This window comes from Luteibacter sp. W1I16, from assembly GCF_050434905.1.
GTDB lineage: Bacteria > Pseudomonadota > Gammaproteobacteria > Xanthomonadales > Rhodanobacteraceae > Luteibacter.
The window spans coordinates 2867501-2893838 of the sequence record NZ_JBNDJJ010000001.1; the positions used below are offsets into that span (position 1 = coordinate 2867501).

Sequence of the window (26338 nt, forward strand, 5' to 3'; positions counted from 1 at the left end):
GACCCGCAGCTAAGGTCCCAAAGTCATAGCTAAGTGGAAAACGATGTGGAAAGGCATAGACAGCCAGGAGGTTGGCTTAGAAGCAGCCACCCTTTAAAGAAAGCGTAATAGCTCACTGGTCGAGTCGGTCTGCGCGGAAGATTTAACGGGGCTAAGCTATGCACCGAAGCTCGGGGTGCCCACCTTTTGAGGTGTGCGCGGTAGAGGAGCGTTCCGTAGGCCTGTGAAGGTGAGTCGTAAGGCTTGCTGGAGGTATCGGAAGTGCGAATGCTGACATGAGTAACGATAAGGGGGGTGAAAAGCCTCCCCGCCGAAAGCCCAAGGTTTCCTCGCGCAACGTTCATCGGCGCAGGGTGAGTCGGCCCCTAAGGCGAGGCAGAAATGCGTAGTCGATGGGAAGCAGGTTAATATTCCTGCACTTTTCTACAGTGCGATGTGGGGACGGAGAAGGTTAGGTCTACCAGGCGTTGGTTGTCCTGGGGAAAGGCGGTAGGCATGATTCTTAGGCAAATCCGGGAATCTTTATGCCGAGCACCGAGACGAGTCCTATGAGGACGAAGTGACTGACACCACGCTTCCAGGAAAAGCCACTAAGCTTCAGCTGTAGAAAAACCGTACCGTAAACCGACACTGGTAGGCAGGGTGAGAATCCCAAGGCGCTTGAGAGAACTCGGGTGAAGGAACTAGGCAAAATGGCACCGTAACTTCGGGAGAAGGTGCGCCTCTTGGTGTGGTCACGTGCGTGACTGAGCATCGAGGGGTCGCAGTAACCTGGCCGCTGCGACTGTTTATCAAAAACACAGCACTCTGCAAACACGAAAGTGGACGTATAGGGTGTGACGCCTGCCCGGTGCTGGAAGGTTAATTGATGGGGTCAGCCGCAAGGCGAAGCTCTTGATCGAAGCCCCAGTAAACGGCGGCCGTAACTATAACGGTCCTAAGGTAGCGAAATTCCTTGTCGGGTAAGTTCCGACCTGCACGAATGGCGTAACGACAGCGGCGCTGTCTCCACCCGAGACTCAGTGAAATTGAAATCGCTGTGAAGATGCAGCGTTCCCGCGGCAAGACGGAAAGACCCCGTGAACCTTTACTATAGCTTTACACTGAACGTTGAGTTCTTCTGTGTAGGATAGGTGGGAGGCTATGAAACCAGGACGCTAGTTCTGGTGGAGCCATCCTTGAAATACCACCCTGAAGTGCTTGACGTTCTAACCTAGGTCCGTAATCCGGATCGGGGACCGTGTATGGTGGGTAGTTTGACTGGGGCGGTCTCCTCCCAAAGAGTAACGGAGGAGCACGAAGGTACGCTCAGCGCGGTCGGACATCGCGCACTGTGTGCAAAGGCATAAGCGTGCTTGACTGCGAGATCGACGGATCAAGCAGGTACGAAAGTAGGTCTTAGTGATCCGGTGGTTCTGTATGGAAGGGCCATCGCTCAACGGATAAAAGGTACTCCGGGGATAACAGGCTGATACCGCCCAAGAGTTCATATCGACGGCGGTGTTTGGCACCTCGATGTCGGCTCATCACATCCTGGGGCTGTAGCCGGTCCCAAGGGTATGGCTGTTCGCCATTTAAAGTGGTACGCGAGCTGGGTTCAGAACGTCGTGAGACAGTTCGGTCCCTATCTGTCGTGGGCGTTGGAGATTTGAGGGGGGCTGCTCCTAGTACGAGAGGACCGGAGTGGACGTTCCGCTGGTGTTCGGGTTGTCATGCCCATGGCATTGCCCGGTAGCTACGAACGGAAGTGATAACCGCTGAAAGCATCTAAGCGGGAAGCACGCCCCAAGATGAGATCTCCCGAGAGCTTGACTCTCCTTAAGGCACCATCAAGACTAGGTGGTTGATAGGCGCGGTGTGGAAGTGCAGCAATGCATTGAGCTTACGCGTACTAATGAGCCGTGAGGCTTGACCATATAACCCCAAGACGCTTCACCGTCTTATCTCTTACTCGCGGTTCGACTAAACCCGGACGCTTGTCACTCGTTTACACCCTCTGTGGAGCCGGCGCTTAATGCGCTGCTCCCACCCCTTCCCTGGCGGCTATAGCGGCGTGGTACCACCTGATCCCATCCCGAACTCAGAAGTGAAACGCGCATGCGCCGATGGTAGTGTGGCTCAAGCCATGCAAGAGTAGGTCACCGCCAGGGGCTTTATCCTAGAAGGCCTCCCCACCCGGGGAGGCCTTCGTCTTTATGGCGTTGCCGTTGCGCGCAGCGCGACCCGCAACAGGTCACCGCCAGGGGCTTTATCCTAGAAGGCCTCCCCACCCGGGGAGGCCTTCGTCTTTATGGCGTCGCCGTTGCGCGCAGCGCGACCCGCAACAGGTCACCGCCGGGGGCTTTATCCCGGAAACCCGGTCTCATTTGAGACCGGGTTTTTTCTTTGCCCGGTGGGAGCCGACCTTGTCGGCGATGGGTGCTGGCCGTGACCTGGCCCGCTGCCGCGGGATCGCCGACAAGGTCGGCTCCCACCACCGCTAAGGCGGCTCCCACCGAAGCTAGGTCGGCTCCCACCACAGCTAAGGCGGTTCCCACCACAGCTAGCGGTTCCCGCCAGGGAGCTGTATTCGCGCATGCGGCATGACACTCGCGCGGCAACGCGTCATCATGCCCAAGCGATAGGCAGCAGCGGGAAAGATCGATGGATCCACGGCTCAATCGGCGACAGGAAGAACTGATCGCCATCGTCCAGCGGGAAGGCTTCGTCGGCGTCGACGAACTGGCCACGCATTTCGACGTTGCCCCGCAGACGATCCGTCGCGATCTCAACCTCCTGGCCGATGGAGGCCTCATCCGTCGCTACCACGGCGGCGTGAGTGCGCCTTCTTCCAGTGTCGAGAATGTCGCCTATTCAGCGCGTCAGTCGCTACAGACTGCCGAGAAGCATCGGATCGCCACGGCGATAGCAAAGTCGATCCCGGACGGCTCCTCGCTCTTCATCAACCTGGGCACGACCAACGAAGGCGTCGGCCGCGCGTTGCTCGAGCATCGCGACCTGCGCGTCATCACCAACAATCTCAACATCGCCATCCTGCTCAGCGACAATCCCACGTTCGAGGTGATCGTCGCCGGCGGTGTCGTCCGTGGACGCGACCATGGCGTGACCGGCGAAGCCACGATCGAGTTGATCCGCCAGTTCAAGGTCGACTTCGGCATCATCGGTATCTCCGGCATAGAGCTCGACGGCACACTGTTGGACTTCGATTTCCACGAAGTCCGCGTGGCCCAGGCGATCATCGAGCACTCGCGCCAGGTCTTCCTCGGCGCCGACCACAGCAAGATCGGCCGCAACGCGATGGTTCGCCTCGGCGACTTTTCCCGCGTGGATGCGTGGTTCACCGATCGGCAGCCACCGGATGCCTTGTTGCCCGTTCTGGAGGCTGCTGGCACGGCGTTGCATATTGCCGACTAGTAGCGTCGACCGTACTAGCGGAACCGTAGCCTCGGTCTGTTGGGGGCCTTCACGTTCCGCGCCCGGCCGATGATTGCTGCGATAAAGCCTATTCCATCGTTCATCCTGGACAGATTCTCGTTCGCCACTTCGCTCGTCGATTCTTTCTCGAATACCCCCGCATTGCCGAGCGCACCGGTGGTGCCTTCGACGGTGAGAAGTACCGCATCTCGCGCATAGGGCTTCAGTGGCTTGATGGCGCGTTCGTAGAGCTGGATTGCCTTGGAGCTCTGCGGCTTCGGTAGGGCACCCAAGGCATCGTCCACAATTTGTCGGCCACTCCGCGTCGGTAGGGCTCCCAGGGCGTCATCCACAATTTGTCGGCCACTCCGCTTCGGCAGGGCCCCGAGGGCGTCGTCCACGATCTGTCGGGCGCTCCTGCCCACAGCCTTCCCTGCACCCTGCACGGTGGTCCTGCCGGCAGCCCGCAGTCCGCCTCGGGCGACACCTTGCATCCACTTGCCACCTTGTCTGGCGAGCGAGCCGAGCCGGCTAATCGCCCCGGCCGCGGCAAAACCGGCGGCCAGGCCTGTGCCGAACGACACCCAGTTCAGGGTAGCTGCCGTTTCCGGATCGGACTCCTCCAGCACGGCAGCGACGATACCTGTGACCGCCGAGACTGTGGCGAGCGTCACCGCGATGCCAAGCAACACCAGCGATGTTCCCCCGGTGAAGACGGCTCCGACGATAGCCGCTATACCAAAGACAACGGCGGTGCCGATCCTGACGGTGTCCTTTATCCACTTTGGGCTATCGCTGCCCTGGATGAATGCCCCGCCGAATATAGCGAATAGAAAATTGAGAAAGTGCCCGCTGGGATCATTGAAGTTCGCAGGATCGCCGTCGCAATAGCCATAGGCATGCCAACCGCCGGCGCCGAAGGGGCTTTCGCTGTCGGGCGCCTGGAACTGTGCTGCGCCGGGAACATACCAGCGATAGCCTTGCCCCAATGGATAACGGTCGATCGCGGGCTCCGTGCTCGACCCCGCCTCCGTATCGCGGTACGCGCCCTGGAAGCCCAGCAGGGAATCCGGTTCGGCCGAGGCATGTTCCCCGTAGGCAGTGTAGGCATGGTGCTTGAATGTTTTCGCTGTCAGGTCGTAGCTCACCAACAGCGTGCCGTCCGCGTCGGACAACTCGAACAAGGTGCGATCCACGTTCGACCGTTTTACCCTTTGGATCGAGCACGCCGCGCTGCCCGGATAGAAATAGCGCCCCTCGTCGCCGGTGCCGTGCTCGCCCCGCACGTCCATGCCGTCATGCACCAGTTGGTGCCTCGCGGTCGCGGTGCCACAGGTCATCAGCCGGTCCATGCCGTCATAGGTGTAGTACCGCGACCCCGCCTGGATCAACCGGCCCAGCCAGTCGTAGGCGTAGGTCTTGCCCGAGGCATCTTTCGTCAGCCGGCCATTGGCGTCGTACTGCAGCGTCGCCGATGGCTTGTAGTCGGCGTGATCATGCTCGACCTTCGACAACCGGCACCCGCTGCTGTCGTAGGTGTAGATGCTGTTGCAGGTCTCCGTCCCGAACGTGCTGGCACACTTGGTGATGTTGCCGAGCGTGTCATAAGTGAACACCTGGCTGTCGATCGCTTTGCCCTTGGGATTATTCGGGCGCCAGTCGCCGGTCGTCGTGCAGGTCTCGAGCCGACCGTTTCGATCATAGGCATAGGCTTTGGAACCGAGCGTGGTCGCGCCATTCTTGAGGCAAGCTGATTTCACCCGGCTGTCGGGGTAGTAGTCCCGGGAAAGCGTCAAGACGGTCTTGTCGGGCAGGGTGAATGTACGACTGGTCTCGCGATACATCGCGTCGTAGGTGTAGACGACATTGGCCTTGTCAGAGCCCAGGGCGACGTCTTCCGAGGCCAGGGATCCGCGCGCGTCATAAACGTGGTCGGTCTGTACGTTCGTGCCGCGCAGCGTTCGGGTGCGCTGTCCCTTCGTGTTGTACGTGTAGGTCGTCGTGCCGCCCGTGGCGTCCGTCTCGCTGAGCAGGCGACCGGCTTCGGACCAGCTTCTCGCGGTGCTCCTCGACACGCCGGTGGCCACCGTCGCCGTTGAGTCCGTCACCTCTTCATTAAGGTCGTGGTCGAAGGTCAGTCCGGCAGCTCCCTCCATTGCCGTGGATTGCCGCGTCGTGCCGTGCGTGTAGCCGAAGGTCTTGGTTTTGCCGCCCGGTCCGCTGACCTTGCTGGGCCGATAGCCCAGCTGCGGAATGTATTCGTAGGTCAGGGTGGTGCTATCCGCCGCCGTGACCATCTTCGGCACCGGCACGAGACCTTCGTAAGTCATCGTCTCTGTGATGCCGGCGCGGGTTATCGAGGTGACGCGCCCCCACGCGTCGAAGTCGCGCTTGCCGAGTGTGCGGACGAACTTCTGGCCCCCGGTGTCGTCCGCTGCGGGCATGTTCCATATCTCGTTCCCAGTCGACGCTCGGTAAGCCGCCCCGTCGAAGAACGCAATCTCGATCGGTTCATGGTCCAGGCAATCGTGGGGTCGGTACGCATAGGCGAGGACGTAATCGAGACGATACAAGTCTCCCCAGAAATCTACCTCTAAATCCGAATCTTCCGCATCGATCGTTATTTGCCCATTCGCTGGAGACACTCGTGGCGCTGCCTGGAGCGTTATCGAGCGATTGCCAACCGAACGAATCTGACGGTGCGGCCGCCCGAGCAGGTCATACTTGTACGTACACCTCTCGATAAAGGTCCCATCGGTCGTCTTCACGTGCTCAGGACGCCCGTTAAAGTACGACACGGCCTGCGCTTTATAGGCCTTGCCCTCAGCGTCCAGCCACCTTACGAAGCAGACACTGTCATCGACGTTATAGAAGGTACGCGTCCGATGCTTGTCTGTTGCCTTACCCTCCCACTCGTCGCGCTGGAGGAGGATGGGATCGAACTCATTGAACAGCGAACGCCCGTCGCTGTACGTCACGCGGCATTCCTGTCCCCAATTGTCGTAGGCGAATGTACAGGTCTCACTGATCGACACGTTTCCTGCCGTATCGTATTTCGTTACGACGCTCTTCCGTCCCAGATCGTCGAACGTCACGTCGAACAGGGGCGTCCAGACGTTGGATGCCACGCTCGCGATGGCCTCCTTGATCACATTGTCGCGGCCATCCGATTCGACAGCTCGTTTGCGACCGTCGGGCTCGGTGATTTCCATGCGACCCATGCAGGGATACGCATAGCCGGTGACTTCTTCGTAGGTGCTTCCCTTGCAAGCCGTGCTGCTCGCCAGGCGGCCGGCGTTGTCATAGGTGTATTCGGTAGTGTTATTCGCGGCATCGACCTCGCGGATCAGTCGGCCACTGAGGATGCTGACGGTACGCGAGGTGGCCTGTGCTTCCACACCCCGCCTATCAGTCGTGGTGATCGTCATGCCCGTTCCGTTCAGTGCGTAGTCGTATGTCGTCGAGGCGATGCCGCTCGCTGGAAGATCACCCCAATGACCTTCGGTTACACCTTGCCGAACACGCTCCCTGAGGCCGATCCGATATCCGTCCTTGAAATAACCGATCTCCTGTCGGATTTCTTGCCTGCGAAAGGATTGGCTGATGAAAGTCCGGACCGGCCTCTTGCGGTTCAATCCGCTAATAGCCTCAAGGGTAATGTGTTTCAAAAGAGTGTCGGTGTCCTCCACGATAAGGTAGGCATCGGTGAATGCTCCTTCGCGTTCAAATACGAAGGATGTATCCAGACCCCTCGACGAAATGCTTGCTAACGTGCCGTTGGCGCGGAAACGGCTAACATCGCGTTCAATGCGGTAAGCCGAGTTACGAGTGAACCGGGTTTCGATTGTTCTGTGAATTCCTTTTGAGTCGTCATAGTCATCGTCATAGTTATATTCATAGTCATTGTCATTGTCGTCGACCTCCTGACGGAAAGACCTCTCGATCGTGCAATCTCCCCGGATGGTCGTTTCACTGACCATCGAGTGACCGCTGTCATAGACATAGGCGGTCTTACGACCGCCTGACTCGGCTTTTTCAGTCACCGTTGTCGTATACGCGGCGTCCGCGTTGGCCGTGTCCTGGCTATAGATGTATTCGGTGACTACATCTGGCCCACCGCCGCGGGGTTTTATCGTGTGCCTGCTCACGCAAGGCAGCTTTTCCAGCTTGGCGTCGTCCGGAAATTTCCGCGATTCCGGTACGTACTCCACTGTTTCGGTCAGGCCGTCGAACGTGACGATCGACGTCAGGAGCCAACCACAGACCGCATCGTCCTGGTAGTCGAAGACGCTCTTCCCGTCCGCTCCCTCCGGCGGAGTCACCGAGCGGAGCGCGACATCGTCGATCGCCAGCACGTACCGCAGTGCCTCGTCGCTGCCAGGCCAGAACGTGATGGTGACGCTTGACGGTTCTTTCGCCGGTTCGTACACGACACTGACAAGCGTTCGCTCCGCCTCGGCCTTGACGGCTGCCGGATCGCCAATGGCACTCGGGGTGTCATTGCGTATTCCGGTCAGGCGCACCTGGTAATGGGTCGTGCTGCCGATCACCTGTGCGATGACGGCCCAGCTCAATGCCACATGACGATACCCGTCGGTCGTCAGCTTTTCTGGCACCCATATCGCACTGTCACCCTGCTTCTTCAGCGTCTCCACGCGGCCGTCCTTGCGCTCCACTACCAGCGTGGGGCCGGCTATCCAACGCGCGATCACCGAGGGTGTCGTCAGTTCCTCTCCCTTCTCGACCTTAAGCACCTCCCCGGTATGCAGGGTCAGTTGCCCGCTCTTTTCGTGGTACGTCGTAAAGGCAAAGGACCAGCCATCCCCCAGCCCCGCATGGTTGTTGACCACGGGGGTGTAGAGCAGGCTCAGGTCCACCTCGGGGCCGAAGCCGAGGTTGCCGACGACCCTGGGGAGCGGGACGCACGCTTCAAAAAGCCCGGTGCGCAACTGCACGTTGTTGCGCTTCTCCGTCATGCTGTTGAAGATCGCGTGGTTCTGGTTGTCGCAGGGATCGAAACCCATCGCATTGTGCGGCATGTCCGTTTGCCTCGTTGGTTGCTTTGCATCCGTAGCGTTGCGGCGTTCCTTTCTCCGGCGACGCCCCTGCATGGAGCGTGCGCTGGCTGACGGGCCAGACAATAGAGCGTTCGTCGTAGGGGGTAAGGGGGCTGCTCGAAATGGGCATATGGAGCAGGATCGGGCGTATCCGGCGCATATATTTGCTTAGTGAAATCGGGGGCGAGCGAATGAGGGTGGGCATCGCATTCGAGCGAGCGGTGGAGAGCCTTGGCCGATTGTCGCGAAGGCTCCTTCGCAAGCATGGAGATCACGGACTCGCGGGCCAGCCCGCTTCCCACCTGGGTGCGGCGAGCATGCAGCATGCGGCATGCCATGCGACATGCGGCACGTCGCACGTCGCACGTTGCGCGAGGTTCGCTCTTCCGGTCCGTCTACGCTGCACTGCAGCGTGCGATGTTCGTTTGTGTTCGAATATGCTCATTTCCACGCAGGCGATGCCTGACTGATCTGTGAAATGTTCGTAAGCGCAAACGGATTCCGCGCATCGCAAGTAAAAACGAACATACCCGAGCGTAGGGTTTCACCCTTCAGCAGGCCTCGCCTCCAGCTAAGCGGAGTTCGCGATGGTCGAGCAGGTCGATGTTCTGGTGATCGGTGGTGGCGTCAACGGCGTCGGTATCGCCCGTGACGCCGCAGGGCGCGGGTTGAGCGTCTGGCTTTGCGAGCGCGACGACCTCGCTGCCCATACTTCCAGCGCCAGCACCAAGCTGATCCATGGCGGCTTGCGCTACCTGGAGCAGTTCGAGTTCGCCCTGGTGGGCAAGGCGCTCGCCGAGCGCGAGGTGCTGCTGCGCGCGGCGCCGCACATCATCTGGCCGCTGCGTTTCGTTCTGCCGCATCAGCCGCACCTGCGTCCGGCGTGGATGATTCGCGTCGGCCTCTTCCTCTACGACCATCTCGGCCGCGGCCGTCGGACCCTGCCAGGTTCGCGTCGCGTGCGTTTCGGCAAGCACGTCACCGGCGAGCCACTGCGCGACGACTTCAGCGTCGGTTTCGTCTACTCGGACGCGTGGGTCCAGGACGCACGCCTGGTCGTCCTCAATGCGATGGACGCTGCGCGGCGTGGCGTGCACATCGAGACCCACACGCGCTGCGTCAGCGCCCGGCGCGACGGCGAGGGCTGGACCGCGGAACTCGAGGCCCGGGACGGCAGCCGCCACTTCGTGAAGGCGCGAGCCCTCGTGAACGCTGCTGGCCCGTGGGCCGCGAGCTTCCTCGACGACGTGGCCCACGTGAAGCACCAGCACTCGCTGCGCCTGATCAAGGGCAGCCATATCGTGGTGCCGAAGATCTTCGAGCATCGCTACGCCTATATCTTCCAGCAGCCAGACCGCCGCATCGTCTTCGCCATTCCTTACGAGCGCGACTTCACCCTGATCGGCACGACGGACATCGAGTACAAGGACGACCCGTCGCGTCCGACGATCACGGCAGAGGAAACGAGCTATCTCTGCGATGCCGCGAACCGCTACTTCAAGAAGCAGCTGACGCCGAACGACGTAGTCTGGAGCTATAGCGGAGTGCGCCCACTCCTACAGGACGAAGCGGGCAGCGCCTCCGAAGTCACGCGCGACTACCTGCTGGACATCGACCAGAACGGTCCGCCTCTATTGAACGTCTTCGGCGGCAAGCTGACCACCTACCGGAAGCTCTCCGAAGAGGCGGTCGACAAGCTTGCGCCCTTGCTTGGCAATCACCAGCCGGCGTGGACCGCCGACGCGCGCCCCTTGCCCGGCGGTGGCGAGCGCGACATCGACGAACTGCTGGCCGACATCCGCGCCTCGCGCCCATGGCTTCCCGAAACCTTCGCCTGGCGGCTCGTACACAGCTACGGCACGCGTGCCCGCGATCTGCTGGGCGAGGCCGACGGCCTGAACGCGTTGGGCGAGCATTTTGGCGCGGACCTCTATCAGGCGGAGGTCGATTACCTCGTACGCCATGAATGGGTCACCGAGGCCGAGGACATCCTCTGGCGGCGAAGCAAGCTCGGCCTGCGCGTCACGCCACCCGACGTGCAACGTCTTTCCGAATACCTGTCCACGAAGCGCTGAGGCGCCGAGGGGCATTCCCCAAGACGCGTGCCGTACTGCTGACCGGCCCGCGCCCCACAACACATAGGAGTACTCAGCATGTCGGTCTACCTGAGTGAGTTCCTCGGAACCATGGTGATGATCCTGCTAGGCGACGGAGTGGTCGCCGGCGTGCTGCTCAAGGACTCGAAAGCGGAAGGCGCCGGTTGGGGCGTGATCACCTGGGCCTGGGGCCTCGCCGTCCTCATGGGCATCTTCGTCGCCGCCAAAAGCGGCGCCCATATGAATCCCGCGATCACCCTGGCGATGGCCTCTATCGGCAAGCTGTCGTGGTCGCTCGTCCCGGGGTACATCGCCGCGCAGATGGCGGGTGCCTTCACGGGCGCGGTGCTGGTCTATCTCGCCTACCTCGCCCACTGGCGGGGCACCGCCGACCCGGCGAAAAAGCTCGGCATTTTCTGCACGATCCCGGCGATCCGCTCGATCCCGGCCAACCTGGTCACCGAGGTCATCGGCACGTTCGTGTTGGTGTATTGCGTGCTCGCCATCGGCAGCAACGACCTTTCCAAGGGCCTGGCCCCGATCGCCGTCGCGCTGCTCGTTGTGGTGATCGGCATGTGCCTGGGTGGTCCCACGGGCTACGCGATCAATCCCGCGCGCGACTTCGGCCCCCGCCTCGCGCACGCGTTGTTGCCCATCCCCGGCAAGGGCGGTTCCGACTTCGCCTACGCGCCTGTTCCCATCGTGGGCTCGATCATCGGCGCCCTGCTTGCCGCATTCGCCTATACCGCCCTCGCGGCCTGACTCGAGGATTCATCGTGAACGCCAAGAAGAAATACATTCTCGCCATCGACCAGGGTACGACCAGCTCGCGCACGATCCTGTTCGACCACGACGGCAACATCGCCGGCACCGCGCAGCGTGAGTTCCCGCAGATCTTCCCGCAGCCGGGCTGGGTGGAGCACAACCCACGCGAAATCATGACCAGCGTGCTGTCGACCATGACCGAGGTGATCAGCAGCTCGCAGATCGATCCCGCCTGCATCGAAGGCATCGGCATCACCAACCAGCGCGAGACCGCGGTGGTATGGGACAAGCATACGGGTCAGCCGATCTACAACGCGATCGTCTGGCAGTCGCGACAGACCGCCGACATCTGCGACAAGCTCAAGGCGGACGGCTACGACGAGATGGTCCGTGAAAAGACCGGTCTGCTGATCGACGCGTATTTCGCCGGCACCAAGGTGCGCTGGATCCTCGATCATGTGGAAGGCGCGCAGGCGAAGGCCGAAGCGGGCGACCTGCTGTTCGGCACCATCGATACCTGGGTGATCTGGAACCTCACCGGCGGCAAGGTGCACGTCACCGACTACACCAACGCCTCGCGAACGCTGATGTACGACATCTACAAGCGTGAGTGGGACGACGAACTGCTGAAGATGCTCAACGTGCCGCGTGCGATGTTGCCGGAGGTGAAGTCGTCCAGCGAGATCTACGGCAACACGCAGGCGAAGCAGTTCTTCGGCCGCGAAGTACCGATCGCGGGCATCGCGGGCGACCAGCAGGCAGCGTTGTTCGGCCAGGCCTGCTTCGAACAGGGTATGGCGAAGAACACCTACGGCACCGGCTGCTTCATGCTGATGAACACGGGTGAGAAAGCCGTCCGTTCGAAAACCGGCCTGCTCACGACGATCGCCTGGGGCGTCGACGGCAAGGTGGAATACGCGCTGGAAGGCAGCATCTTCGTCGCCGGGTCGGTGATCCAGTGGCTGCGCGATGGCCTGCGCATGCTCGGCAAGGCGTCCGATTCGCAAGCCTATGCGGAGCGCGCCAAGGACAACGACGGTGTGTACTTCGTTCCTGCGTTCGTGGGTCTCGGTGCGCCGTATTGGAGAAGCGACGTGCGTGGTGCCGTGTTCGGCTTGTCGCGCGGTACGACGAAAGAGCAGTTCATCCGCGCTGCGCTGGAATCGATGGCGTACCAGACGCGCGACGTGCTCGAGGCGATGCAGAAGGACTCCGGGATCCAGCTCAAAGAACTGCGTGCGGATGGTGGTGCCATCGCCAACGACTTCATGGCGCAGTTCCAGGCCGATATCCTCGACGTGACGCTGTTGCGTCCGAAGGTGCAGGAGACCACGGCGCAAGGTGCGGCTTATCTCGCTGGCCTGGCGGTGGGTTTCTGGAAGGACAAGAAAGAGATCGCCACGCGCTGGGCGGTGGACCGTGAATTCAAGCCGCAGATGACGAAGGAGCGTCGCGACGACTTGTATGAAGGTTGGCAGCAGGCGGTGAGCGCGACGATGGGGTTCAAGCCACGTAATTAACCCGAGGCCGGTGTCGAGGCAAGCACCCATCGCCGCTGAAGCGGCTTCCCACCACAGCATCGGGTAGACAGACAAGTCAGGAATACACCTGTGCGACTTGGAACAGACCTGTAGGATTAGGAACAGACCTGTAGGATTAGGAACGGACCTGTGGGATTAGGAACAGGCCTGTGGGATTAGGAACAGGCCTGTGGGATTAGGAACAGGCCTGTGGGAGCCGACCTTGTCGGCGATCCCGCGGCAGCGGGCCAGGTTACGGCGAGCACCCATCGCCGCTGAAGCGGCTTCCCACCACAGCATCGGCTTCCCACCACAGCATCGGCTCCCACCGGGGCAGTCGGTTCAATGAAATCGGTGACAACGAAAAAAGGGCGGCGCAGTGATGCGCCGCCCTTTTTTCATTGCACTCTGCGGGAGGATCAGGCCAGGGCGTAGCCGAACTGGTCCTTGAACTCCGTGGCGAACTGTTCGTACGTGAAGTACTGGTTCTGCGTGCCCGGATGCTCGACCTTCAGCGCACCCATCAGCGATGCCATCTTGCCGACCGTCGGCCAGTCGTAGCCCTTCATGATGCCGAAGATGAGGCCGGCGCGGTAAGCGTCGCCACAGCCGGTGGGGTCGACCACCTTGTGCTCGCGTGCCGGCGGCACTTCGAGCGTTTCGCCCTTCACGTGGATCAGCGAACCACGCGGGCCCAGCGTCACGATGTAGGCATCGACCCTGGAGGCGATGTCCGCCGCGCTCCAGCCAGTGCGCTGCTGCAACAGCTGCGACTCGTAGTCATTGACGATGACGTACGTGGATTTCTCGATCATCGAGCGGAATTCGTCGCCGTTGAACAGCGGCATCGCCTGGCCCGGATCGAAGATGAAGGGAACGCCGCGCGCGGCGAACTCATCCACGTGTTGCAGCATCGCGTCGCGGCCGTCCGGCGCGACGATGCCGAACTCGCACTGCTTGATGTCGCGCACGTGGTTTTCGTGCGCACTCGACATCGCGCCCGGGTGGAAGGCGGTGATCTGGTTGTTGTCCAGGTCGGTGGTGATGAAGCACTGCGGGGTGAACTGGTCGTCGAACTGGCGCACGCCGTCGAGGCGGATGCCGAACTTCTCCAGGTGCGCGCGGTACGGCGCGAAATCCTGGCCGACCGTCGCCACCGGCATCGGTTCGCCACCGAGCAACTTCAGGTTGTAGGCGATGTTGCCCGCGCAACCGCCGAACTCGCGGCGCATGGCCGGCACCAGGAACGACACGTTCAGGATGTGCACCTGATCCGGGATGATGTGGTTCTTGAACTGGTCCTGGAAGACCATGATCGTGTCGTAGGCGAGCGATCCGCAGATAACGGCAGTCATGCGTTGGGTGACCCTGGAGGATGGTAAGTGGCGCGGCCATGAAGGGCCGCCGCGAACGCCGCCCGCGACGGGTCCGGCAAACCTGCGGATCGTACCCAAAATCGGGCCCCGAGGCGACCTCCGCCGAGCCGGCGCCCACACCCCCCGGGGTGGGGTTCCGCACGCATCACCCGGAGTTACAAGGCTTTCTTAACGTATGCGCCCTTGCGTGGGGGATGGCGCCAATCTAGACTCGCACGCTTACTTTTTCCCGCTATGGGCGCCCGCCGCATCATGTTTAAGAAGTTCCGCGGACTTTTCTCGAACGACATCTCCATCGATCTCGGCACGGCGAATACGCTTATTTATGTGCGTGGGCAGGGCATTGTCCTCAACGAACCCTCGGTCGTGGCGATCCGCCAGGACCGTGGCCCCGGCGGCCCCCGTGCCGTCGCGGCCGTGGGTGGCGACGCCAAGCGCATGCTCGGCCGCACGCCGGGCAATATCGCCACCGTGCGCCCGATGAAGGACGGCGTCATCGCCGACTTCACCATGACCGAGGCGATGCTCCAGCACTTCATCAAGCAGGTGCATCGCTCGCGCATGCTGCGGCCCAGCCCGCGCGTGCTGGTCTGCGTGCCCTGCGGCTCCACCCAGGTCGAACGCCGCGCCATCAAGGAATCGGCCGAAGGCGCCGGCGCCCGTGACGTCTTCCTGATCGAGGAGCCCATGGCTGCCGCGATCGGCGCGGGCATCCCGGTGCACGAGGCCCGCGGTTCGATGGTCCTGGATATCGGCGGCGGCACCTCGGAAGTGGCCGTGATCTCCCTGAACGGCATCGTCTACTCGCAGTCGGTCCGCGTCGGCGGCGACCGCTTCGACGAAGCCATCATCAACTACGTGCGCCGCAACCATGGCACCCTGATCGGCGAATCCACCGCCGAGCGGATCAAGCTCGAGATCGGCTGCGCCTTCCCGCAGAGCGAGGTCCGCGAAATCGAGATCTCCGGCCGCAACCTGGCCGAGGGCGTGCCGCGCATGTTCACGATCAACTCCAACGAGGTGCTGGAAGCCCTGCACGAGCCGCTCTCCGGCATCGTGGCGGCGGTGAAGGCGGCGCTGGAACAGACCCCGCCGGAGCTCTGCTCCGACGTGGCCGAGCGCGGCATCGTGCTCACCGGCGGTGGTGCCCTGCTGCGCGATCTGGATCGCCTGATCTCCGAGGAAACCGGCCTGCACGTGCAGGTGGCCGACGACCCGCTCACTTGCGTGGCGCGTGGTGGCGGCAAGGCCCTGGAGATGATCGACCAGCACGGCAGCGACTTCTTCGCTTTCGAATGATGGCCGCGCGCGCGGCGCTTTGGCCGGAGCGCGCTGATCCATGGCCCTGAATCGCGACGACACCTCGCCGCTGTTCGCGCCCGGCGTGGCGGGAACACTGCGCCTCATCGTCTACCTCGCGCTCGCTTGCGTGCTGATGGTGCTCGACCACCGCGGTGGCTGGCTGGGCAACGTCCGCTATGGCCTGTCGCTGGTGGTCGAACCCGTCTATCGCATCGCGGGCCTGCCGTCGCAGGGATTCCAGGCGGCGACGGTGGCGTTCGCCGACCGCCAGCGCCTCACCGAGCAGAACCAGCGCCTGCGTGAGGACCTGCTCCTGGCCAACGCCAAGCTCAACCGCATGGCGTCCGTGGCCGAACAGAACCAGCGCCTGAAGGAACTGCTGGACACCCAGCACAGCCTTTCGCTCAACGTGCAGCTCGCGCGCCTCATCGGCGTGGACCTGGGCAGCTTCCGTCACCGGATCGTGCTCAACGTGGGCGCCCGCGACAAGGTCCAGCCGGGCCAGGTCGTGATCGACGCGCGCGGCGTGATGGGGCAGATCGTCGAGGTGATGCCGACGACGTCGGTCGCCATGCTGATCACCGATCCCAATCACGCCATTCCCGTGACCATCGAGCGCACGGGCCTGCGGACCATCGCCTACGGCTCGCGCACGGGCGATTCGCTCACCTTGCCGAACATCCCCGTCTCGGCAGATGTGCAGGCCGGCGACAAGCTGGTCACTTCCGGGCTGGGCGGCCGCTTCCCGCCGGGTTTCCCCGTGGGCGAGGTCCGTGACGTGGCACAGACGCCCTCGGGCACCTTCCTTTCCGCGCAGGCGAAACCCGCCGCCGATCTGGATCGCAGCGAGGACGTCCTGCTGTTGCACGACCTGGCCGAACCCGCCGGCCCACCGGCACCCGCGCCGAATGTCGGGCCACCCGCCGATCTCGCGCCCCCTCCGGGTGCGCCGCCGGCGCAGACCCTGCCCTCCGTGACCTCGCCGGCCGCGACGCCGGCACCGGCGCGCCCGTCCACGACCGCGCCGTCGACGGGGACCACGCCATGAACAAGGTTCGCGTTCGCCAGCTGTGGTTCGCGGCGACGTTGCTGATGTCGCTGTTCCTGATGCTGGTCCCGTTGCCGGGCCCGCTCACGCCGTTCAAGCCGTACTGGCCGGCGCTGATCCTGCTCTACTGGTGCCTGCAATCGGGCGACAGGGTCACCCTCGGCCTGGCCTTCTGCATCGGCGTGGCCGCCGACCTGTTCGACGGCATCCTGCTCGGCGAGCAGGCCTTGCGCCTCACCGCGATGGTCTTCATCGCGCTGCGCTTCCGCTCGCGGCTGCGCTTCTTCCCGATGTGGCAGCAGTCGCTCGCCGTGCTCGGCCTGCTGGTGAACGACCGCATCCTGCTCCTGCTGGTGCGTGTGTTCGGCGGCGATCCGCTGCCACCGCCGGAGTACTGGATCTCGCCCCTGGTGGGCGCGGCGCTGTGGCCGTTCGTGTTCCTCATCCTCGACGACCTTCGCGCGCGCCTGCGCATCCACGAGGCATGAGCCGGCGGCGCGCCTCGATCAAGGAAGTCCGTGGCGAGGTGGCGCTGTTCCGCCGCCGCGCCATGGCGGGCTTCGCGCTGATCCTGCTCGGCCTCGCCGCGGTGTGCGCGCGCTACGTGTACCTGCAGGTGCTGCACCACGACGAGTTCGTGGCGCGTTCGGACCAGAACCGCGTGAAGCCGCGCGCGATCCCGCCGGCGCGCGGCCTCATCTACGACCGCAATGGCGTGCTGCTGGCGGATAACGTCCCGGCGTTCCGCCTGGAAGTGATCCCCGAGCAGGTCGGCGACATGGACGACATGCTCGGCAAGCTCGGCACCGTGGTGCCGCTCAGCGACGAGGACATCACCACCTTCAAGAAGCAGGTGAAGCAGGGGCGGCGGTTCGAAGGGATTCCGTTGAAGCTGAAGCTCACCGAGGACGAGATCGGCCGCTTCGCCGTGAACCGCTGGCGATTCCCCGGCGTGGACGTGGTGCCGTACCTCACGCGGCGCTACCCGATGGGCTCGTTGCTGGCCCACGTGATCGGTTACGTCAGCCGCATCGACGTCGACGATCTCGATCGCATGGACGACGACGAGGAGGCCAGTTACAAGGGCACCACGCACATCGGCCGCATCGGCATCGAGCGCTATTACGAGAAGCTGTTGCACGGCGCGCCGGGCTACGAGCTGGTCGAAGTGAACGCCGACGGCCGGACGCAGGCCGTGCTCGACACGACACCGCCCACGCCCGGCAAGAACATCTATCTCTCCATCGACGTGCGCCTGCAGAAGGCGGCCGAGGAAGCGATGAACGGCCGCTCCGGCGCGGCCATCGCTATCGATCCGCGCAACGGCCAGGTACTGGCGTTTGCCAGCGTGCCGAGCTTCGATCCCAACCTGTTCGTCAACGGCATCAGCTCCGCCGACTACAAGGCCCTCACCACCGCCCCCGACAAGCCGCTGTACAACCGCGCGCTGCGCGGCGTCTATCCGCCGGGCTCGACAGTGAAGCCGTTCCTCGCCCTGGGTGGACTCACCATGGGGCTTCGCCGGCCGTCCGACACGGTGCTGTCCACGGGTGAGTTCTGCATCCCCGGGCAGTCGCGCTGCTATCGCGACGACAAGCGCGGAGGCGACGGCACGGTGAACATGATCCGGGCGATCGAACTCTCGACCAACACCTATTTTTACCGGCTCGCTCTCGACATGGGCATCGACCGGCTCTCCGACTGGATGGGCAAGCTGGGCTTCGGCAAGAAGACCGGTATCGACCTCGTCGGCGAGATGGAGGGCGTGCTGCCCTCGCGCGAGTGGAAGGCGACGCGGAGCAAGGCGGGCTGGTACCCCGGCGAAACCATCATCTCGGGTATCGGCCAGGGTTACTGGGCGGTCACGCCGCTCCAGCTTGCGCATGCCACGGCGACCTTCGCCGGCCGTGGCATCCCCTATACGCCGCATTTCCTGCTCGATACGCAGGACGGGCGTCGACAGCCCGCGCGTGGCGCAATCGTTCCCGCCGTCCGGGCCGTCGGTGATCCGCAAGTCGGCCGACTGGGATGCCGTGAACGAAGGCATGGAGGCCGTCATCAACTCGGGCAAGGGTACCGGCAAGCGTCTGGGCAATGGCTTCCCGTACATCATCGCGGGCAAGAGCGGCACGGCCGAGCGCTTCTCGCGCAAGACCGACGCCTACGACACCAACAAGAACACCGCTTACCTCGCCAGCCGTCACCGCGCGCTGTTCATCGCGTACACGCCCGCCGACGACCCGAAGATCGCCGTGGCCGTCGTGCTGGAAGCCGGAGCGTGGGGCGCGCAGGATTCCGGTCCGATCGCGCGCAAGATCCTCGACCAGTGGGTGGTGGACGAAGGTGGACAGCGGCCGGAAGACTTGCCGCCGGGCCAGATCGTCACCTCCGACGCGGTACCGGAGCCTTCGCCCGCCGAAGCCTCGTCCGTGCAGGACGCCCAGCCCGCCGGCGCCGGCAGCACCGACCTGCCGCCCCAGGACGACGGGGAGGACCAGTAGCCATGTTCCAGAAACTCACCGTGCGCATGAAGCGATTCGGCCTTCGCCTGCTCACGCGGCCACGGCTGGACCTGCCGCTCCTGCTGGCCTTGTTCGTGCTCGGCTGCGCGGGCCTCGCCACGCTCTACAGCGCGGGCAACGGCAATTTCTCGCTGGTCACCGGGCAGGCCGCGCGCTTCGTCCTCGGTACCGTGTTGCTGCTGGTCATCTCGCGCATCCCGCCGCCGGTACTGCGCTCGTGGACGCCATGGCTCTACCTCGGCAGCACCGCGTTGCTGGTGATGGTCGCGGTGCTCGGCGAAGGCCGTGGCGCGTACCGCTGGCTCGACCTCGGCTTCATGCGCTTCCAGCCCTCCGAACTGCTCAAGCTGACCATGCCGATGATGGTCGCCTGGTACCTGCATCCCCGGCAGTTGCCGCCGAGCTGGAAGGACATCATCGTGGTCGGCTTGCTGATCGCGGTGCCGGCCGGCCTCATCGCCGAGCAGCCCGACCTCGGCACCGCCTTGCTCGTGGCGGGCGCGGGCGCGTTCGCGCTGTTCCTTTCCGGCATGGCGTGGTGGCGCATCGGCCTGCTGGTGGGCGGCGTAGGCGCGGTGATCCCCGTGGCGTGGCAGTTCCTGCACGAATACCAGCGCAACCGCGTGCGCACGCTGCTCGATCCCGAATCCGACCCCCTCGGCAACGGCTGGCACATCATCCAGTCGAAGATCGCGGTCGGCTCCGGTGGCATGTTCGGCAAGGGCTGGCAGCAGGGCACCCAGTCACGCCTGGAATTCCTGCCCGAGCACACGACCGATTTCATCTTCGCCGTCTTCTCCGAGGAGTTCGGCCTGGTGGGTGTCATCGCGATCATGCTGCTGTACGCCTTCATCATCGGCCGCTGCCTGTGGATCGCGATGAACGCGCGCGACACGTACTCGCGCCTGCTCGCCGGCGCGATCGGCATGAGCTTCTTCGTCTACGTGGCGGTGAACGGCGGCATGGTGGCGGGCATCCTGCCCGTGGTGGGCGTGCCGATGCCACTGGTGAGCTACGGCGGCACCTCGGCGGTTTCGTTGCTCACCGGCTTCGGCGTGCTCATGTCGATCCATGCGAACCGGAAGCTCCACGACTAGGCCTCCGCGGCCTGAACGTTCGCCCAGGATCGCCCCTGATGCGCCACAGGCGCGTGCTACGCTTCCACGCATGGATGAAGTTCTCGCCGCGCGCCGCGCACGACCCGCACGTCACCTCCCGCGCCTCGTCGGCGCGATGATCGCCTTCCCCTTGATGTTCGCCTCCGTGGCCTTCGCGGAAACCCATCCGGGGCAGGAACAACTGGTGCGCGAAGTCGCCAGGGACACCGGCAAGAGCAAGGCCTCGCTGAACGCGCTGCTCGACGGCGCGAAGAAACAGCAGGCCATTCTCGACGCGATCAGCCGCCCGGCTGAAGGCAAGCCCTGGCGCGATTACCGTCCGATTTTTCTCACCGAGCAGCGTATCCAGGCCGGGGCGGATTTCTATCGCCAGCACCGGCAGTTGCTCGACGGCATCGGCCGCAAGTACGGCGTGCCGCCCGAATACATCGTCGCGATCGTCGGCGTGGAGACCTTCTACGGCCGCAACACCGGCAAGTGGAAGGTGTTGGATGCGCTGACCACGCTGGCGTTCTACTACCCCAAGCGCGCGCCGTTCTTCCGCGAGCAGCTGAAGGCCTTGCTCGAACTGCCACAGAACCACCTGGGCGGTCCGCTCGACACGTTGACCGGCTCCTATGCCGGCGCGCAGGGCTGGGGGCAGTTCATGCCTTCGTCGATCCGCGACTGGGGCGTGGATTACGACCACGACGGCCGCATCGACATGAAGGGATCGATGGGCGACATCTTCGCCAGCGTCGCCAATTACTTCGCCCAGCATGGTTGGGAAGCGGGTGGCCCGGTCGCCGCGCGCGCCCAGCCCGACACCCGCGCCGTGGCGCCGGCCGTGCCCAAGGACTGGAAGCCCGTGGCGCCGGTGGAATCGTTCGTTGCCGACGGCTTCGCGCCGCTGCAACACCTCAACCCCGGCCGCGACGCGCAACTGGTGCGCCTGGATGGGCCGGCGGGTGACGAATACTGGTTCGTGTTCCAGAACTTCTACGTGATCACCACGTACAACCGCAGCCCCATGTACGCCATGGCCGTGGACCAGTTGGCGCGCGAGATCCGCGCCCGCACGCACGGACCCGGCGAACGATGACCCACGCGGCTTGGCCGAAGCCGATCCCGCACCGGTGCGAGCTCTGGTGGGAGCCGACCCTGTCGGCGATGGCAGCTCGCGATAACCTTGAATCGCCGACAGGGTCGGCTCCCACCGAGCAGTCCCTGCGGCCGAACGCCCTGTGGGAGCCGCTTCAGCGGCGAAGGGTGCTCGCCCCATCCAAGCGCCACGCCTCCATTCTCGCGATCCTGTTGGTCGCCATGCTCCTCACCGCCTGCGGCGGCTCCCGTAACGCGCGGCCTTCCTCGCGCGGCGGCAGCTCGCCCGCCCCCAGCGGCGGCCGCTACGACGACATCCGCAAGTCGCAAGGCTCGCGCTATCGCTCCAGCTCGGACAGCGTTCCCACGGACATCCCGGACGTGAACAAGCTTCCGGAGCCGGTGCCGAAGGTGGAACCGCGCTCCCTCTACGGCAACAAGTCGCCGTACTCGGTGCTCGGCCAGACCTACAACGTGCTGCCGAGCCCGCGTGGCTACGTGGAACGCGGCATCGCGTCGTTCTACGGGAACAAGTTCCACGGCTACAAGACCTCGAGCCTCGAGGAATACGACATGTATCAGTTCTCGGCGGCGCACAAGACCTTGCCGCTGCCGAGCTACGCGCGCGTCACCAACCTCGAGAACGGCAAGAGCGTCATCGTGCGCATCAACGACCGCGGCCCGTTCCATGAAAACCGCATCATCGACCTCTCCTTCGCCGCGGCCGTGAAGATCGGCGTGTGGCCCAAGGGCACGGGACTTGTGGAAGTGCGCGCCATCGATCCCAACGACCCCGGCAGCGATCGCGGCGCCCCGTATGTGAACACCGCGCCGAAGCCGGCGCCCATCACCGCACCGCCTCCGTCGCCGCAGCGCGCGGTCACGGCTTCGGTGGCAGCCACCCCGGTGCCAACCAAGCCGATGGGGGCCAACCCGGTGCCAACCAACCCGACAGGAACCGGCTCGGTGGGAGCCAACCCTGTTGGCGATGCCAGCGTGCGGCAAGCTCCCATCGCCAACAGGGTTGGCTCCCACCAGGATGTCGTGGCCGACGAGGATGGCCATGTGCCCGGCATGACGGGGGTTTCGCCGAGCGAGGCTTTGCCGCCGTTGGCCGCGGCGGCAAGCGTGCCGGCTGCCGCCGGCCCGAGCCCCGTCGGTACCCGGAGTTCCGCCGCCAGGCCGGTCGCCGTCAGTACCCAAGGCTCCGTCCCTGCCCAGGCCCCCGCCACCGCATCGGTGGCCGGCAAACCCAGCATTTATCTCCAGGTCGGTGCCTTCTCCGACGTCGTGAACGCGAATCGCGTGGCCGACCAATTGAACCGCGCGGGCCTCGGGCCGGTCAGTGTGGTGGAGACCAACATCGGCGGCCGCAGCGTGCGCCGTGTGCGCGTGGGACCGCTGGCCGACGTGGACACGGCCGACCGCGTCACCGACCAGATTGCCGGCATGGGCCTGCCCAGGCCGCAGGTCGCGGTAGACTGACCTTCTTTTTCCTGCTTTGAACTGGACCGTTGAAACGATGAAGCTCTTGCCCCGTTCCCTGTTCGCTTTCGCCGCCGCCGCGCTCATCGCCGGCGTGACCGTGGCGCAGCAGACCCCGCCCCGTCCGTCCGTGCCGCGCCCGGTGGTTCCCGAGGCGCCGGTACCGCCGCCGCCGGATGTCGAGGGCAAGAGCTGGGTGCTGATGGACTACAACACCGGGCAGATCATCGCGTCGAAGGACCCGGACCTCCAGGTCGAGCCCGCGTCGATCACGAAAGTGATGACCGACTACGTGGTCTCGGCCGAGGTCGGCAATGGCAAGATCCACATGACCGATCCGGTCACGATCAGCGAGAACGCCTGGCGTGGCGGTGGTGCGGGCACCGATGGCTCCACCAGCTTCCTCAAGCTCAACAGTCAGGTGCCGCTGAAGGACCTGCTCTACGGCATGATCATCCAGTCGGGCAACGATGCCGCCATCGCGCTGGCCGAGCACACCGCGGGCTCCGAGCCCGCCTTCGCCAACCTCATGAACGCGTACGCCAAGCAGCTGGGCATGACGCATTCGAATTTCCAGAACGCGTCCGGCTATCCGGTATCCAACCACTACACGACGGCCCGCGACATCGCGATCCTGTCGCGCGCGCTGATCCACGACTTCCCCGAGGACTATGCGATCTCGGCCGTGAAGGAGTTCGAGTGGAACGGCATCAAGCAGCACAACCGTAACCTGCTGCTGTGGCGCGACAACACCGTCGACGGCATCAAGACCGGCCATACCGCCGCGGCCGGCTACTGCCTTGCCGCGTCGGCGAAGCAGGGCGATGCGCGCATGATCGCCATCGTCATGGGCGCCAGTAGCGAGAAGGGCCGCGCCGACGCCGCGCTGGCGCTGCTCAACTACGGCTTCCGTTTCTACGAGTCGCACAAGCTCTACGAAGCCAACAAGCCGCTGGCCACGCCGAAGCTGTGGAAGGGCGCCGAGAACACCGTCCCGCTGGGTCTTACCGAAGACGCGCTCGTCTCGGTCAAGCGCGGCGACTACGACAAGCTCAAGGCCAACCTCGATATCCCGGCCACCCTGATCGCCCCGTTCAAGAAGGGCCAGCAGGTAGGCACGCTGCGCGTCACGCTCGACGGCCAGCCGGTGCTTACCGCGCCGTTGGTGGCCCTGTCGGATGCGCCGGAAGGCGGCTTCTTCTCGCGCCTGTGGGACACGATCATGCTGTGGTTCCACAGCGACGGCGACAAGAAGTAAGAGGGCGAGACGATGCGTGAAATCGACTTCAGCGATGCGCAGAAGGAAGGGAAGGGTTTCCAGTTTCCCGGCGAATTCGAAATCACCGCGATCGGCAACGCCAACGCGGGCCTCGACAAGCACGTGCCGGCGTTGCTGCACGGCATCGGGCTGGAAGTGCTCCACGAGACGCTTTCCACGAAGCTGACGCCGGCGGGCAACTATCAGTCGGTGACGGTGAGTTTCGTCGCGCCGTCACGCGAGAAGTACCTTGAAGCCCACAGCACGTTGCGGGCGGACCGGGATATTCGCTTCACGATGTAGATCGTCGCGGGGTCTATCGCCGACAGGGTCGGCTCCCACCGGGCAAGAACTGGCTGGCGGCGGGCTGGCCCGCTGCCGCGGGATCGCCGGTATAACCGGCTCCCACCAGGCTGGCGCAAGGTGCCGGCCATCACCCTGGTGGGAGCCGACCCTGTCGGCGATCCGGGCGAAGCCCGGCAGGTCCCCCTCTAGCCTTGTGGGAACCGGCTATGCCGGCGATGGCGCCGCAGGTTTACTCTTGTAACCCCAGGCCCCCGCCCACAACTCCCCCGAATCCCCTCCGACCTCCGCTCCCATGACCCTCCCGCTCAACGTCCGCCGGCTGGGGCGCGTGCCCTACGAGTCCACCTGGAAGGCCATGAGCGCCTTCACCGACAACCGCACCGACGACACCGTCGACGAGCTGTGGCTGCTGGAGCACGACCCGGTGTTCACGCTGGGCCAGGCGGGTCTGCCGGAGCACGTGCTGGCGGCGGGCGACATCCCCGTGGTCCGCGTCGATCGCGGCGGCCAGGTCACCTATCACGGCCCAGGCCAGATCGTGGCCTACCCCATGATCGACCTGCGCCGCGTGGGCGTGGGGGTGCGTGAGCTGGTCAACCGCATCGAGCAGGCCATCATCGACACCCTCGGCGAATGGAACATCGGCGCCGAGCGCGTCGAGGGTGCCCCCGGCGTCTACGTCGCGGGAGCCAAGGTGGCCGCGCTGGGCCTGCGCATCCGCCGTGGCTGCAGCTTCCACGGGCTGGCCTTCAACGTGGACATGGACCTGGAGCCGTACCACCGGATCAATCCCTGCGGGTACAAGGGTTTGGAAGTCACCCAGGTGCTAGACTTGGGCGGTCCGTCGCGGTTGGCGGACGTGGAAGACGTCCTGGTACAGGAATTCTGCAAGCAGTTCGGTTTCCACGCCGTCGACGCCGCGCCCATCCTCCCCGAACTCCCCGCCCGCCTTGCGGTCTGAGGCAGTAGCCCTATGAGCCAATCCTCCCTTTCCCCCTCCCGCAGCATCCCCATCGCCGTCGTCGACAAACCCGGCGAGAAGATGCTCGGCAACGACAAGATCGCGCTCAACCGCGCGAGCTTCGACGCCGACCAGCCCGTGCTGCGCAAGCCGAGCTGGATCCGGGTGCGCCTGCCCCAGGGCAACGCCGTGCAACAGCTGAAGGCTCGCCTGCGCGAGAACTCGCTGGTCACGGTATGCGAGGAAGCGAGCTGCCCGAACATCCACGAATGTTTCTCCAAGGGCACCGCCACCTTCATGATCCTCGGCGAGGTCTGCACCCGCCGTTGCTCGTTCTGCGACGTGGCCCACGGCCGTCCGCTGGCGCCCGATCCGCTCGAGCCGGCGCGCCTGGCCGAGACCATCCGCGACATGCGCCTGAAGTACGTGGTGATCACCTCGGTGGATCGCGACGACCTGCGCGACGGCGGTGCCGCCCACTTCGCGGCCTGCATCCGCGCGGTGCGCCATGCGAGCCCGGATATCCGTATCGAGATACTGACCCCGGATTTCCGCGGCAAGGGCCGCATGGAGCGCGCGCTGGACGTCCTCAAGGACTTCCCGCCGGACGTCTTCAACCACAACCTGGAAACGGTCCCGCACCTCTACCGCGAGGTTCGTCCGGGCGCCGATTACCAGTGGTCGCTCGACCTGCTGAAGAACTTCAAGGCGCAGCACCCGACGGTGCCGACCAAGTCCGGCATCATGCTGGGCCTGGGCGAGACGCTCGAGCAGGTGCTCGAGACCATGCGGGATCTACGCGCCCATGACGTCGACATGATCACCATCGGCCAGTACCTGCAGCCGACGGCGCATCACCACCCGGTGGTCCGTTACTGGACGCCGGACGAATTCGAGGCGCTGCGCGTCGCTGGCGAGGAAATGGGCTTCTCCCATGTCGCTTCCGGCCCGTTGGTGCGATCCTCCTACCATGCCGACCTGATGGCTCACGCCGCCGGCGTCGTCGAATAAACGCCCCAACGCATTCCGA

Annotated in this window: 17 protein-coding genes, 2 rRNA genes and 1 pseudogene (1 of these 20 only partly in view); 18 read left to right on the forward strand and 2 right to left on the reverse strand. The window is 64.2% G+C overall.

Annotated elements, in window-relative coordinates; all coding sequences use genetic code 11:
* The 3 genes from QFZ41_RS12670 to QFZ41_RS12680 all read left to right on the forward strand — a co-directional run.
* A 23S ribosomal RNA gene (locus QFZ41_RS12670) occupies window positions 1–1916 on the forward strand; it begins 969 nt to the left of the window's first position.
* Between the two features lie 119 nt (window positions 1917–2035).
* A 5S ribosomal RNA gene (rrf, locus tag QFZ41_RS12675) occupies window positions 2036–2150 on the forward strand.
* A 493-nt stretch (window positions 2151–2643) separates the two neighbouring features.
* Window positions 2644–3414: a DeoR family transcriptional regulator gene (locus QFZ41_RS12680; protein WP_429199100.1), complete on the forward strand. Its 771-nt coding sequence runs from the start codon at window positions 2644–2646 to the stop codon at window positions 3412–3414.
* Between the two features lie 14 nt (window positions 3415–3428).
* On the opposite strand, the gene QFZ41_RS12685 is transcribed toward QFZ41_RS12680, so the two are convergent.
* Window positions 3429–8453, reverse strand: a complete 5025-nt coding sequence (locus QFZ41_RS12685; protein WP_429199101.1) for an RHS repeat-associated core domain-containing protein — start codon at window positions 8451–8453, stop codon at window positions 3429–3431.
* A 605-nt stretch (window positions 8454–9058) separates the two neighbouring features.
* Here QFZ41_RS12685 and glpD point away from each other — a divergent pair.
* The 3 genes from glpD (at window position 9059) to glpK (ending at window position 12852) form a co-directional block, all read left to right on the forward strand.
* Window positions 9059–10546 (forward strand): glycerol-3-phosphate dehydrogenase, encoded by a 1488-nt coding sequence (gene glpD / locus QFZ41_RS12690; RefSeq protein WP_429199102.1) that lies wholly within the window; start codon window positions 9059–9061, stop codon window positions 10544–10546.
* 78 nt (window positions 10547–10624) lie between these two features.
* Window positions 10625–11329: an MIP/aquaporin family protein gene (locus QFZ41_RS12695; protein ID WP_426285663.1), complete on the forward strand. Its 705-nt coding sequence runs from the start codon at window positions 10625–10627 to the stop codon at window positions 11327–11329.
* Window positions 11330–11343: 14 nt separating this feature from the next.
* Window positions 11344–12852 carry a glycerol kinase GlpK gene (gene glpK, locus QFZ41_RS12700; RefSeq protein ID WP_429199103.1) on the forward strand — a complete coding sequence of 503 codons (1509 nt, stop codon included), beginning with the start codon at window positions 11344–11346 and terminating at the stop codon, window positions 12850–12852.
* A 419-nt stretch (window positions 12853–13271) separates the two neighbouring features.
* Here glpK and QFZ41_RS12705 read toward each other — a convergent pair whose 3' ends face one another.
* Window positions 13272–14207, reverse strand: coding sequence for a carbohydrate kinase family protein (locus QFZ41_RS12705; RefSeq protein ID WP_429199104.1), 936 nt, complete (start codon window positions 14205–14207; stop codon window positions 13272–13274).
* Between the two features lie 273 nt (window positions 14208–14480).
* Here QFZ41_RS12705 and QFZ41_RS12710 point away from each other — a divergent pair, with 273 nt between their 5' ends.
* From QFZ41_RS12710 to lipA, 12 genes and pseudogenes are all read left to right on the forward strand, one after another.
* Window positions 14481–15527, forward strand: coding sequence for a rod shape-determining protein (locus QFZ41_RS12710; RefSeq protein ID WP_072322142.1), 1047 nt, complete (start codon window positions 14481–14483; stop codon window positions 15525–15527).
* Window positions 15528–15567: 40 nt separating this feature from the next.
* Entirely contained in the window at window positions 15568–16578 is a 1011-nt protein-coding gene (gene mreC / locus QFZ41_RS12715) for a rod shape-determining protein MreC (protein ID WP_429199105.1), read from the forward strand.
* Entirely contained in the window at window positions 16575–17066 is a 492-nt protein-coding gene (gene mreD / locus QFZ41_RS12720) for a rod shape-determining protein MreD (protein WP_429199106.1), read from the forward strand. The genes mreC and mreD overlap by 4 nt, the downstream gene beginning before the upstream one ends.
* Before the next feature lie 62 nt (window positions 17067–17128).
* Window positions 17129–18475: pseudogene (mrdA, locus tag QFZ41_RS12725) on the forward strand (penicillin-binding protein 2); the annotation flags it as partial.
* Between the two features lie 148 nt (window positions 18476–18623).
* Window positions 18624–19079, forward strand: a complete 456-nt coding sequence (locus tag QFZ41_RS12730) for a penicillin-binding transpeptidase domain-containing protein (protein WP_429200230.1) — start codon at window positions 18624–18626, stop codon at window positions 19077–19079.
* A gap of 2 nt (window positions 19080–19081) precedes the next feature.
* Window positions 19082–20197: a rod shape-determining protein RodA gene (gene rodA, locus QFZ41_RS12735; protein WP_429200232.1), complete on the forward strand. Its 1116-nt coding sequence runs from the start codon at window positions 19082–19084 to the stop codon at window positions 20195–20197.
* Between the two features lie 70 nt (window positions 20198–20267).
* Window positions 20268–21299 carry a lytic murein transglycosylase B gene (gene mltB / locus QFZ41_RS12740; RefSeq protein WP_429199107.1) on the forward strand — a complete coding sequence of 344 codons (1032 nt, stop codon included), beginning with the start codon at window positions 20268–20270 and terminating at the stop codon, window positions 21297–21299.
* 167 nt (window positions 21300–21466) lie between these two features.
* Window positions 21467–22783, forward strand: coding sequence for a septal ring lytic transglycosylase RlpA family protein (locus QFZ41_RS12745; protein WP_429199108.1), 1317 nt, complete (start codon window positions 21467–21469; stop codon window positions 22781–22783).
* Window positions 22784–22820: 37 nt separating this feature from the next.
* Window positions 22821–24041 (forward strand): D-alanyl-D-alanine carboxypeptidase family protein, encoded by a 1221-nt coding sequence (locus QFZ41_RS12750; RefSeq protein WP_429199109.1) that lies wholly within the window; start codon window positions 22821–22823, stop codon window positions 24039–24041.
* Between the two features lie 12 nt (window positions 24042–24053).
* Window positions 24054–24344 (forward strand): DUF493 family protein, encoded by a 291-nt coding sequence (locus QFZ41_RS12755; RefSeq protein WP_306849434.1) that lies wholly within the window; start codon window positions 24054–24056, stop codon window positions 24342–24344.
* Window positions 24345–24639: 295 nt separating this feature from the next.
* Window positions 24640–25308 (forward strand): lipoyl(octanoyl) transferase LipB, encoded by a 669-nt coding sequence (gene lipB / locus QFZ41_RS12760; RefSeq protein ID WP_429199110.1) that lies wholly within the window; start codon window positions 24640–24642, stop codon window positions 25306–25308.
* A gap of 12 nt (window positions 25309–25320) precedes the next feature.
* On the forward strand, window positions 25321–26319 hold the full coding sequence (lipA, locus tag QFZ41_RS12765; protein ID WP_429199111.1) for a lipoyl synthase: 999 nt from the start codon (window positions 25321–25323) through the stop codon (window positions 26317–26319).
* Window positions 26320–26338 lie beyond the last annotated feature (19 nt).